Annotated in this window: 10 protein-coding genes; 4 read left to right on the top strand and 6 right to left on the bottom strand. The window is 66.7% G+C overall.

The window, feature by feature from the left end:
• Positions 1 to 57 precede the first annotated feature (57 nt).
• Positions 58 to 1,278: an acetylornithine deacetylase gene (gene argE, locus CFB45_RS11210; protein ID WP_089425644.1), complete on the bottom strand. Its 1,221-nt coding sequence runs from the start codon at positions 1,276 to 1,278 to the stop codon at positions 58 to 60.
• Between the two features lie 105 nt (positions 1,279 to 1,383).
• Positions 1,384 to 4,854, bottom strand: coding sequence for a transcription-repair coupling factor (gene mfd, locus CFB45_RS11205; RefSeq protein WP_089425643.1), 3,471 nt, complete (start codon positions 4,852 to 4,854; stop codon positions 1,384 to 1,386).
• Positions 4,855 to 4,961: 107 nt separating this feature from the next.
• On the opposite strand from mfd, the gene ispD reads away from it, so the two are divergent.
• Together ispD and ispF are read left to right on the top strand one after the other, a co-directional pair.
• Positions 4,962 to 5,672, top strand: coding sequence for a 2-C-methyl-D-erythritol 4-phosphate cytidylyltransferase (gene ispD / locus CFB45_RS11200; RefSeq protein WP_089425642.1), 711 nt, complete (start codon positions 4,962 to 4,964; stop codon positions 5,670 to 5,672).
• A gap of 27 nt (positions 5,673 to 5,699) precedes the next feature.
• Positions 5,700 to 6,185 (top strand): 2-C-methyl-D-erythritol 2,4-cyclodiphosphate synthase, encoded by a 486-nt coding sequence (ispF, locus tag CFB45_RS11195; protein ID WP_089425641.1) that lies wholly within the window; start codon positions 5,700 to 5,702, stop codon positions 6,183 to 6,185.
• 136 nt (positions 6,186 to 6,321) lie between these two features.
• Here ispF and CFB45_RS11190 read toward each other — a convergent pair whose 3' ends face one another.
• The 4 genes from CFB45_RS11190 to ompR form a co-directional block, all read right to left on the bottom strand.
• Positions 6,322 to 6,849 (bottom strand): carboxymuconolactone decarboxylase family protein, encoded by a 528-nt coding sequence (locus tag CFB45_RS11190; RefSeq protein ID WP_011352388.1) that lies wholly within the window; start codon positions 6,847 to 6,849, stop codon positions 6,322 to 6,324.
• 76 nt (positions 6,850 to 6,925) lie between these two features.
• The gene (locus CFB45_RS11185; protein WP_006478563.1) at positions 6,926 to 7,474 is read right to left on the bottom strand and encodes a peroxiredoxin; all 549 of its coding nucleotides are present in this window, start codon (positions 7,472 to 7,474) and stop codon (positions 6,926 to 6,928) included.
• A 189-nt stretch (positions 7,475 to 7,663) separates the two neighbouring features.
• Positions 7,664 to 9,025: an ATP-binding protein gene (locus CFB45_RS11180; protein ID WP_089425640.1), complete on the bottom strand. Its 1,362-nt coding sequence runs from the start codon at positions 9,023 to 9,025 to the stop codon at positions 7,664 to 7,666.
• Positions 9,026 to 9,065: 40 nt separating this feature from the next.
• A complete protein-coding gene (gene ompR, locus CFB45_RS11175; RefSeq protein WP_006478565.1) occupies positions 9,066 to 9,800 on the bottom strand; it encodes an osmolarity response regulator transcription factor OmpR in 735 nt (244 codons plus the stop codon).
• Positions 9,801 to 10,058: 258 nt separating this feature from the next.
• Between ompR and CFB45_RS11165 the strand changes: the two genes are divergently transcribed.
• Entirely contained in the window at positions 10,059 to 10,337 is a 279-nt protein-coding gene (locus CFB45_RS11165) for a hypothetical protein (protein WP_011352385.1), read from the top strand.
• Between the two features lie 132 nt (positions 10,338 to 10,469).
• Complete coding sequence (locus CFB45_RS11160) at positions 10,470 to 11,972, top strand: DUF1800 domain-containing protein (RefSeq protein ID WP_089425638.1); 1,503 nt, start codon at positions 10,470 to 10,472, stop codon at positions 11,970 to 11,972.
• Positions 11,973 to 11,994 lie beyond the last annotated feature (22 nt).

Below are 11,994 nucleotides of genomic sequence, written 5' to 3'. Positions count from 1 at the left end.
GTGGCGGGTGGCGGAGTGGGCCGGCCCGCACACGCGAGCCGGCGTGGCGGGAGGCAGTCAGTGTGCGTCGACCGACATGCTGCGGATGAACTTGCGCAGGAACTGTTCGCAGCCGGCGAGCTGCGCGAGCTCGACATATTCGTTCGGCTTGTGCGCCTGCTCGATGTTGCCGGGCCCGCACACGACGCTCGGGATGCCCGCGCGTTCGAACAAGCCGGCCTCGGTGCCGTACGCGACCTTGCGCTTGTCCTGGTCGGCCGTCAGCGCGCGCACGAGCTGCGTGATCGCGGCCTGTTCGGTGGCGTCGAGGCCGGGCGCCGCGGCGATCTTCGAGAACTCGATCGCGGCATTCGGATGCTCGCGCAGCATCTGCGGCAGCAGCGTGTCCCGTGCATACGCTTCGATGCGCGTGAAGATCTGCTCGGGATCGAGCGTCGGCAGGTTGCGGAACTCGAAGTCGAAGCGGCACTCGGCCGGCACCGTGTTGATCGCGTTGCCGCCCTGGATCGTGCTCGTCTGCGCGGTCGTGAACGGCACGTCGTACAGTTCGTCGAACGGGCCTTCGGCGCGAAAGCGGTCGGCGATGTCGCGGATGTGGCAGATGAGGCGCGCCGCATACTCGATCGCGTTCAGCCCCTTCGGCGTCAGCGACGAATGCGCCGCGTGGCCGCGCACGCAGCAGCGGTAGGCATTGATGCCCTTGTGCGCGATGATCGGCCGCATGCTGGTCGGCTCGCCGACGATGCAGCCGGACGGCTGCACGCCGCGCTTGACCAGATCCGCAATCATCAGCGGCGCGCCCGCGCAGCCGATTTCCTCGTCATAGGACAGCGCGAAATGGATCGGCTTCGCGAGCTTCGTCGCCTGCATCTCGGGCAGCAGCGCGAGAGCGGCGCCGATGAAGCCCTTCATGTCGCAGGTGCCGCGGCCGTACAGGCGGCCGTCGCGGATCTCCGGCGCGAACGGGTTGCTGTCCCATTGCTGGCCGTCGACCGGCACGACGTCGGTATGCCCGGACAGCACGATGCCGCCGTTCGTCGAGCCGTCGTGCGCGGGCACGGTGGCGAACAGGTTCGCCCAGCCTTCACGCGGATCGTGCGTGATCGTCGATGCGATGCCTTTCGCGGCGAGCGCGTCACGCACCGTTTCGATCAGGCCGAGGTTCGGCACGCGGCTCGTCGTGTCCATCGACACCAGTTGCTTGATCCAGGGCAGGCTGACGAGCGACGCTTCGCCTTGGGGTGCGGCGGACGGCGCTGTCGCGTCGAGAGTGGACATGGCAAAACTCCGTCTGATGAATGGGAAAATCATACTCAAAAACGCGTCGGCCCGCCCGCGCCGGGCGCAGTGCGGTGCAGCAACGCCGCACCTGGCGCTAGCGCGTCAGCGCACCGCGGCAGCCGCTCCCTGCTTGGGTCCGAGCGCGCGCAGCGTTTCCTTGATCGTCGACACGCGGATCGCGAGATCGGGCGAGCGCGTCTCGATGCGCAGCTTGTCCTGGCCCGCGAGCTTGATGTGCCGATGCTTCTGCACCATCTCGATGATCCGCATCGGATCGATCGGCGGATTCGGCTCGAACTGCAGCCCGATCGCGACCTCGCTCGCATCGATCTTCACGATGCCGAGCGGCTTCGCGGCGATCCGCAGCCGGTGCGTCTCGACGAGCGCGTGCGCCTGCGGCGGCAGCTTGCCGAAGCGGTCGATCAGCTCTTCCTGGATGCCGTCGATCGCGTCGCCGTGTTCGCAGTTCGCGAGCCGCTTGTACAGCGACAGCCGCTCCTGCACGTCCGCGCAGTAGTCGGCCGGCAGGATCGCCGGCGCATGCAGGTTGATTTCCGTCGTCGCGGCGAGCGGGGCGGTGAGGTCGGGCTCCTTGCCGTTCTTCAGCGCCTTCACCGCGTCGTTCAGCATGTCGGTATAGAGCTGGAAGCCGATCTCGTGGATCTCACCGGACTGCTTGTCGCCGAGCACTTCGCCGGTGCCGCGGATCTCGAGGTCGTGCATCGCGAGATAGAAGCCCGAACCGAGTTCCTCCATCTGCTGGATCGCTTCGAGCCGGCGCTGCGCCTGCTTGGTCAGCGCCTGCGGATCGTGGACCAGCAGGTACGCATACGCCTGGTGGTGCGAGCGGCCGACGCGGCCACGCAGCTGGTGAAGCTGCGCGAGGCCGAACTTGTCCGCGCGATGCATGATGATCGTGTTCGCGCTCGGCACGTCGATGCCGGTCTCGATGATGGTCGTGCACAGCAGCACGTTCGCGCGCTGCGCGACGAAATCGCGCATCACCCGTTCGAGTTCGCGTTCGTGCATCTGGCCGTGCGCGATCACGATGCGTGCTTCGGGTACGAGCGCCTCGAGCATCGCCTTGCGGTTCTCGATCGTCTCGACCTCGTTGTGCAGGAAGTACACCTGGCCGCCGCGCTTCAGTTCGCGCAGCATCGCCTCGCGGATCACGCTTTCCTCCTCGCGGCGCACGAAGGTCTTGATCGCGAGCCGCTTCTGCGGTGCGGTCGCAATCACCGAGAAATCGCGCAGCCCTTCGAGCGCCATCCCGAGCGTGCGCGGGATCGGCGTCGCGGTGAGCGTCAGCACGTCGACTTCCGCGCGCAGCGCCTTCAGCGCTTCCTTCTGGCGCACGCCGAAGCGGTGTTCCTCGTCGATGATCACGAGGCCGAGGCGCTTGAACTGCACGTCCGACGACAGCAGCTTGTGCGTGCCGATCACGATGTCGACGCTGCCTTCGTTGATCTGCGCGATCGCGGCGTTGACTTCCTTCGTGGTCTTGAAGCGCGACAGCTCGACGATGCGCACCGGCCAGTCCGCGAAGCGATCGGCGAAGGTCTGTGTGTGCTGCTCGGCGAGCAGCGTGGTCGGCGACAGCAGCGCGACCTGCTTGCCGCCCAGCACCGCGATGAACGCGGCGCGCAGCGCCACCTCGGTCTTGCCGAAGCCGACGTCGCCGCACACGAGGCGGTCCATCGGCTTGCCGCTCGTCATGTCGCCGATCACGGCGGCAATGGCGGCCGCCTGGTCGGGCGTTTCCTCGAAGCCGAAGCTTTCCGCGAACTTCACGTAGTCGCGCGGATCGAGCGAGAACGCATGGCCTTCGCGGGCCGCGCGGCGTGCGTAGAGGTTCAGCAGCTCGGCGGCGGTATCGCGGATCTGCTGCGCGGCCTTGCGCTTCGCGCGTTCCCACTGGCCGGAGCCGAGCGCGTGCAGCGGCGCGCTGTCGGGATCGGCGCCGCTGTAGCGCGAGATCACGAGCAACTGCGCGACCGGCACGTAGAGCTTGCTGTCGCCCGAGTATTCGAGATGCAGGAATTCGGTTTCGCCTTCGCCGAGATCCATCGACACGAGGCCCATGTAGCGGCCGATGCCGTGCTGTGCGTGGACGACCGGGTCGCCGACCTTCAGCTCCGACAGGTCGCGCACCATCGCGTCGACGTTGCTCGCCTGTTCCTGCCGGCGGCGGCCCGTGCGGCGGCCGAGGGCGCCGTACAGCTCGGTTTCGGTGACGACCGCGTAGCCTTCGCCCGGCACCGCGAAGCCGTTCGCGAGCGGCGCGACGCCGAGCGCGAAACGTGCGTCGCTCTCGAGCCAGCCGGCGAAGTGGTCGTTCGACGCGGGGCGCAGATGGTGTTCGGCGAGCAGTTGCAGGATCGTCTCGCGGCGGCCGGCCGATTCGACCGTCAGCAGCACGCGCTTGCCCGACGATTCGACGAACGTGCGCAGCGACGCGAGCGGATCGTCGGCATGGCGGTCGACGGTGAGCTCGGGCAGCGCCGTCGCCCAGCCGCCGGCCGGCTGTGCGGGCAGCACGACGCGGGCGAACGGCTTCGCGAACGCGAAGAAATCCTCGTCGGACAGGAACAGGCGCTGCGGCTCGAGGATCGGCCGCTCGCGATCGTGCGCGAGGAACGCATGGCGCTGCTTCGTGTCGGCCGTGAAGCGCCGGATCGACGCCTCGAGATCGCCGGTGAACACGAGGTGCGCATCCTGCGGCAGGTAGTGGAACAGCGTGGCGGTTTCGTCGAAGAACAGCGGCAGGTAGTACTCGATGCCGGCCGACGGCACGCCGTTGCCGATGTCCTTGTAGATCGGCGCACGGCTCGGGTCGCCTTCGAAGGTCTCGCGCCAGCGGCTGCGGAAGGCCGTGCGCGCGGCTTCGTCGAACGGAAACTCGCGGCCGGGCAGGAGGCGCACGTCGCGTACCGGGTAGAGGCTGCGCTGCGTGTCCGGGTCGAACGCGCGGATCGAGTCGACCTGGTCGTCGAACAGGTCGATTCGGTACGGCAGCGGCGAGCCCATCGGGTACAGGTCGATCAGCGAGCCGCGCACGCAGTATTCGCCGGGCCGCACGACCTGGCTCACGTGCTCGTAGCCGGCCAGCGTGAGCTGCGCCTTCAGCTTCGCCTCGTCGAGGCGCTCGCCCTGTGCGAACGCGAACGTGTACGCGGCCATGAACGACGCGGGCGGCATCCGGTACAGCGCGGTGGTTGCGGGCACGAGCAGGATGTCGCAGCGGCCCTCGCCGAGGTCGTGCAGCGTGGCCAGCCGCTCGGACACGAGATCCTGGTGCGGCGAGAACGTGTCGTACGGCAGCGTTTCCCAGTCCGGCAGCAGGCGCACGCGCGCGTCGGGCGAGAAGTAGCGGATTTCCTGCGAGAGCCGCTGCGCGTCGACCGCGTTCGCGCAGATCACCGCGAGGAGCGGCACGTCCTGGCGGTTGTCGGCGAGATAACGGGCGATGGCGAGCGCGTCGGCGGAACCATGCGCGCCGTCGAAGGCGAAGCGCTGGCCGGGCTTGACGCGGGCAACGGGCGAGGCGGACGGGGTGGAAGCGTTATCTGGCATAGGGACGACAGGGGTGGCGTGCACGGGCGCATCGCGGTGCGCCGGTCGAGACGAAAGACCTATTATAAAATCCGCTTCTCGATTTCATCTTTCCGGCGTTTCCCTTCGTGACTCCCCGACTTTTCGCCCTGATTCCCTGTGCCGGCACCGGCAGCCGCTCCGGCTCGGCCGTGCCGAAGCAATACCGCACGCTGGCCGGCCGCGCGCTGCTGCACTACACGCTTGCCGCGTTCGACGCGTGCAGCGAATTCGCGCAGACGCTCGTCGTCCTCGCGCCCGACGATTCCCACTTCGATGCGCGCCGCTTCGCGGGCCTGCGCTTCGCGGTGCGCCGCTGCGGCGGCGGCTCGCGCCAGGCGTCGGTGCTGAACGGGCTGCTCGAACTGGCCGAATTCGGCGCGACCGACCATGACTGGGTGCTGGTGCACGACGCCGCGCGCCCGGGCATCACGCCGGAGCTGATTCGCACGCTCGTCGCGACGCTGAAGGACGATCCGGTCGGCGGCATCGTCGCGCTGCCGGTGGCCGATACGCTCAAGCGCGTGCCGGCCGGCGGCGACGCGATCGCGCGCACCGAGTCGCGCGACGCGCTGTGGCAGGCGCAGACGCCGCAGATGTTCCGCATCGGCATGCTGCGCGAGGCGATCCTGCGCGCGCAGCGCGAAGGGCACGACCTGACCGACGAGGCGAGCGCGATCGAATGGGCCGGCCATACGCCGCGCGTCGTGCAGGGCAGCCTGCGCAATTTCAAGGTCACGTACCCGGAAGATTTCGCGCTCGCGGAAGCGATCCTCGCACGCTCCTCGAACGCTTCCTGACTTTCACCCCTCACAATCGGAATACGCATGGATTTCAGAATCGGACAAGGCTACGACGTGCACCAGCTCGTCGAGGGGCGCCCCCTCATCATCGGCGGCGTGACGATTCCGTACGAACGCGGCCTGCTCGGCCACTCGGACGCGGACGTGCTGCTGCACGCGATCACCGACGCGCTGTTCGGCGCGGCGGCGCTCGGCGACATCGGCCGCCACTTCTCCGACACGGACGCGGCGTTCAAGGGCGCCGACAGCCGCGTGCTGCTGCGCGAGTGCGCCGCACGCGTCAAGGCTGCCGGCTTCACGATCCAGAACGTCGACAGCACCGTGATCGCGCAGGCGCCGAAGCTGGCGCCGCATATCGACGGGATGCGCGTGAACATCGCGGCCGATCTCGGGCTGCCGCTCGATCGCGTGAACGTGAAGGCGAAGACCAACGAGAAGCTCGGCTATCTGGGCCGTGGCGAAGGGATCGAGGCGCAGGCCGCCGCGCTGCTGGTGAAGCAGGGCGGCTGACGCCGGGCGGCGGCGCGCGGTTCGCCCGCCGCGCTGCGCCGCGCTGCGGAAATGAAAAATGCCACGCGGGTGCGTGGCATTTTCGTTTGGCGCGGCGACCGGGCCGGCGCGGTTGCCGGCCGGGTGGTGCAACCGCTTATTCGCCTTCTGCGGCGATCACTTGCGCGGCGGCATTGATCACCGACGCGATACGGCCGACGTCGCGCAGCTGCGTGACGGTCATCCCTTGCTCGTTCTTCAGCAGCGCATAGTGCGACTTCACGCAGAAGTGGCACTTGCCGACGATCGATGCGGCGAGCGCGTACATCTCGAACTTGCGCTTGTCGACGCCACCGTGCGTCGCATACGCGCCCATCCGCAGCTCGGCGCGTTGCGTCTTCAGGTCGGCATCGTCGGCCATCTCGACATACGGATACCAGGTGTTGTTCATCCCCATCAGCGCGGCCGCCGTCAGCACGGCGTTCGTCTCTTCGGGCGACAGGACGCCGGCTTCGCGGATCGTCTTGATGAGCACCGTGCTCTTCGCCGCGATGGCCGCAGCCAGCGCGACGCCCACCGCGTCGGTGCCTTCGAGCGACGAGCGCGAGATCGTGCCGTCGAGGTTCAGGCGAATGTCCTTCGCGTAGTCGGGAATACGTGCCTTAATCGAATCGATGAATTCCATTGATATCTCCTATGGGTTGGCCGTTAAAAAAGCCCGCAGGCAGGACGTGCGCCGCGGGCTTCGTGCATCGATGCGCTTACAGCGTTGCGCCGCCGACTGCACGGTTGCACGGGCACAGTTCGTCCGTTTGCAGGCCGTCCAGAATCCGCAGGACTTCTTCCGGGCTGCGGCCGACGTTCAGGTTGTTCACCGAAACGTGCTGGATCGTGTTGTCCGGATCGACGATGAACGTTGCGCGCAGGGCCACGCCGGCTTCCTTGTCGCGCACGCCGAGCTGGTCGATCAGCTCGCCCTTAACGTCGCCGAACGAGTAGTGGTTCAGCTTGTCGAGGTCCTTGTGCTCACGGCGCCATGCGAGCTTGACGAATTCGTTGTCCGAGCTGCCGCCCAGCAGGACGGCATCGCGCTCTTCGAACTGCTTCGTGAGCTTCGCGAATTCGACGATTTCCGTCGGGCACACGAACGTGAAATCCTTCGGATAGAAGTAGATGATCTTCCACTTGCCCGGGAACGACGCTTCGGTGACGGTCTCGAACGCCGACTGGCCGTTTTCCTCGTGATTGTTGAAGCCCGGCTTCGCGGCTACGACGGTGAAAGCTTCGAGTTTATCGCCCACGGTTTTCATGCGGATACTCCTGTATGAGTTGGGAAGAAGACTGAGTCAAGCTACCTCGGTGCTGCAACGATGATGTGACAGCATGGGCAAAACTATAACACTATTAGTTAGTCGCTTCAATAGATTTTGACTAACGAGCCTCATAGCTTTTTTCAACCGGATCGATAGTGTGCAGCGCAAGAAGCGTGCGCGAGCGCGTCACGCAGTCGCACGCGCCTTGCCGGCGCCGGGGAATTCGAGCGTGACTTCGAGGCCCGCTTCCGGGTTGCGGTTGCGCAGCCGCAGCGCGCCGCGATAGCGGCCGACGAGGCGCAGCACGATCGCCATCCCGAGGCCCGTGCCGTCCGCCTTGGTGCGCGCGGTGTCGACGCGGTAGAACGGCCGCATCACGAGCGGCAGCTGATCCTCGGGGATGCCGGGGCCTTCGTCGCTCACCGACAGCTCGACGCGCGCGTGCGACACGCGCGTCTCGAGCGTGATGCGCGACACGCCGTCCTGCGTGCTCTGGCCATACTTGCGCGCGTTCTCGACGAGGTTGCCGATCACGCGGCGCATGTCGGTCTCGTCGGCTTCGATCACCGCGCTCGGCGCGAGCCGCGTGCGGATCTCGACGCCATCCTCGCCCGACACGCGGGCGGCGACTTCCTGCGCGATCGACGACAGATCGACGGGCTCCGGCTTGCGTTGCGACGGGCGGGCGTAGTCGATGAAGGCCGCGATGATGCGATCCATCTGCTCGATGTCGTCGACCATCGCGTCCTTGGTCGCCTGGTCGGACGGGCTCATCTCGGTTTCGAGCCGCAGCCGCGCGAGCGGCGTGCGCAGGTCGTGCGAGATGCCCGCGAGCATCAGCGCGCGGTCGGCTTCGAGCTGCTCGAGGTCGCGCACCATCTGGTTGAAGCTGCGATTGGTCTCGGCCGCGACGCCCATCCCGCGCTCGGGCAGCAGCTCGGGTGTCTGGCCCGAGCCGATCTGCCGCGCGGCGAGCGCGAGCCGCGAGAACGGCCGGTTCACCAGGCTGGTGATGAACGCGGAGCCGAACAGCGACAACGCGAGCGCGAACAGCCCCCAGCCGGCCCACTGCAGGCCCGTGACGTTGTCGAGCTGGTCGCGGTCGAGCGCGACCCAGTAATCGTCGTCGTCGATCTTGAAGCTGATCCACACGCCGGGAATGTCGTTGACCGACTGCGCGATCACGGTATCGTCGCCGAGGCGGCTGCGGATGTCGTGTTCGATCAGGCGGTTCAGCGATTCGTCGGGCTGCAGCTTGAACTTGTCGGTCTTCTCGCGCGGGTATACGCGCACGCCCTCGTTGCTCTCGAGATCCTGCAGCAGCGCGCGCCGCAAATCGGGATCGGAATAGAGCAGGGCGGTGCGCGTGAGCTTCACGATCGCGACGAGCTGGAGAGCCACGCGCTGCGCACGCGGCTCGCGCTCGATTACGCGAAAGCTCTGGAACCACGCGGCGAGACTGACCGAGATCAGCAGCGCGATCAGCAGGAAGGTGCGCCAGAACAGCCCGCCGAACGCGAGCTGAAGGAGGCGCCGGTCGATACGCATGGGACGGGCCGTGGGCGGGCGAAACCGGAAAGGAAAAAGATCAGGCGGCGCCGTCCGGGATGAACACGTAGCCGAGGCCCCAGACAGTCTGGATGAAGCGCGGGCTGCCCGGATCCGGTTCGATCAGCTTGCGCAGGCGCGAGATCTGCACGTCGAGGCTGCGGTCGAACACTTCGTATTCACGGCCGCGTGCGAGCTCCATCAGCTTTTCGCGCGACAGCGGCTGGCGCGGATGACGCGCGAACACCTTCAGCACCGAGAATTCGCCGGTGGTGAGCGGAATTTCCTGGCCCGACTTCGTCAGCGTGCGCGTCGCGAGGTTCAGCGAGAACTCGCCGAACTCGAACACCTCGGTGGTTTCCGACGGCGCGCCCGGCAGTTCGGCCGGCGCCTGGCGGCGCAGCACCGCATGAATGCGCGCCACGAGTTCGCGCGGGTTGAACGGCTTCGGCAGGTAATCGTCGGCGCCCATCTCGAGGCCGACGATGCGATCCACGTCCTCGCCCTTCGCGGTGAGCATGATGATCGGCGTGCGGTCGTTGCTGCCGCGCAGGCGGCGGCAGATCGACAGGCCGTCTTCGCCCGGGAGCATCAGGTCGAGCACGAGCAGGTCGAAACGCTCGCGTACCCAGAGCTTGTTCATTGCGGTCGCGTTTTCCGCGACGTAGACATTGAAACCCTGCTCGCCGAGATAGCGGCGCAGCAGATCGCGCAGGCGCGGGTCGTCGTCAACGACGAGAATCTTGGAGGGGTTTTTCGTTTCCATGATCGGCATCTTATCGCGAATGGGAATTGACGCACGGCCGCGTATTTTCGTGCGTTACAGTCGGTTACAAAATTTACCCGTAGTGTCGCGCCGAGTAAAGGCAGGCTATAGAGATTCCTTTACTCGAAGCCGAAATTCGGTAGATACTCCCCTGCACTCCATCATCCATCTTTGCACACCCGAATTCCGCAGGGTTTTTCAAGTACCAGAGGTAGCCGGTTGCCGCGTGACGAAGGGAACAAATCGACCAAAGAAGCGAGGACGGTCATGCGATCTGCCCGGATTGCACTGATGCTGACGATCGCGCTTGCCGGTCCGTATGCGTCGAACTTCGCGTATGCGCAGCGCCCCGAGCAGGGCGCATCGTCGCGCAAGCTGCCGCGCGGCAAAGCGCCGCAGTCCGATCGTACCGCCGAGATGACGGTTCGTTCCGCCGTGCCTCCCGATCTCGAACAGCGCCGCCGCGACGGGCACATGACGCCCGAGGAACGCCACCTTTTGCGCCAGCACATCGAAGACGCCGTTCGCGAGCTGTACAAGCGCTGACACGCCGTCTTTCGCCCGGAGCGACATACTTCGCGCGGAAAAGATTCGTAGCAATTTTTCCGTCAACTTTCGCCTGCCGATTGCCGTTGTACCGGCATCCGCACCGCCGGTGCGCTCCGGGAGTCCATGACAATGAAAGCGAACGCTGCCGCACCGGCGCCGTCGCCCGCCATGCAGTCGCCGCTCGATGCGGACGATGCATTGTTTTTCCTGAGTCGTACCGGTTTTTCTCCCGCGCCCGCCGATGTTGCGCGCGTCGTCGGCATGACGCGCGCGCAGGTCGTGGCCGACACGCTCGGTAACGTTCGCCGCGACCCCGTCACGACCTGGCCCGACTGGATCGCCGAGTTGCCGCCGACGCGCGCGCAGCGCCAGGCGCTGACGCCCGACATGCGGCGCGACGAGCAGCGCGAGCGCAACGTTCGGTACGATGCGCTGCGCGCGGCATGGGTCAACGAGATGATCGTCACGCCGTCGCCGCTCACCGAGCGCATGACGCTGTTCTGGCACGGGCACTTCACGTCGGGGCAGGACAAGGTGCCTTACCCGCAGACGATGGCGGCGCAGAACGCGCTGTTTCGCCGCGAGGCGCTCGGCAACTTCGGCGTGCTGCTGCATGCGGTCGCGAAGGATCCGGCGATGCTGCAGTACCTCGATGGCGCGAGCAATCGCAAGGGGCGCCCGAACGAGAATTTCGCGCGCGAGGTGATGGAGCTGTTCACGCTCGGCGAAGGGCATTACACGCAAAACGACGTGACCGAAGCCGCGCGTGCGATGACGGGCTGGACGGTCGACCCCGATACGTATCGCTTCGAGGTTCGGCCGGATCTGCACGACGCCGGCGACAAGACGATCCTCGGCGAAACGGGGCCATTCGATGGCGACGGCTTTCTCGACATCCTGCTGAAGCGGCCCGGCACCGCGCGTTTCATCGCCGCCAAGCTGTGGCGCGAGTTCGTGTCGGATACGCCCGATCCGGGCGCGCTCGATGCGGTGGCCGAACGGTTTCGTTCGAGCGGCTACGACATTCGCGCGGCGCTCGCCGCGCTGTGGTCGACCGACGCCTTCTGGGATCCTCGCAATCGCGGCGTGCTCGTCAAGTCGCCGGCGGAGTTCGTCGTCGGGTCGGTGCGGCTGTTCGAGGTTTCATACGGCGATCCGCAGATGCTCGCGAACACCGTGCGCACGCTCGGGCAGAACCTGTTCTATCCGCCGAACGTGAAGGGTTGGCCGGGCGGCGCGCTGTGGATCAACAGCACCACGCTGCTCGCGCGCAAGCAGTTCGTCGAGCAACTGTTCCGTGCGACGGAGACGGCCGGCATGCACCCGCCGGCGCATGCGATGGTGCCGCCGCCGAATGCCCGCGCGCATGCGATGCCGGTGGTCGAGACGGCGTCCTCTGCCGGCATGCGCGGAACGCCTGCCAAGCCCGCGCGCGCGGGCCTGCGTTTCGACCTCGAGCGCTGGCTTGCGCAATATCGCGCGCGGCCGCAGGCGATCGCCGGTTTGTCGACCGAGCTTCAGTTGCAGCATGCGGTGCTGCAACTGTCGCCGGTCGCGGCGATCGATACGGATTCGACCGGCAGCGCGTATCTCGAGGCGCTGCTGATGGATCCGGCCTATCAACTGAAATGATTCGAACGACGATGAAGCGGGG

The sequence above is a fragment of the Burkholderia sp. HI2500 genome, from assembly GCF_002223055.1.
GTDB lineage: Bacteria > Pseudomonadota > Gammaproteobacteria > Burkholderiales > Burkholderiaceae > Burkholderia.
The sequence above is the reverse complement of the archived record's forward strand: the minus strand, read 5'-3'. Positions and strand labels throughout refer to the sequence as shown.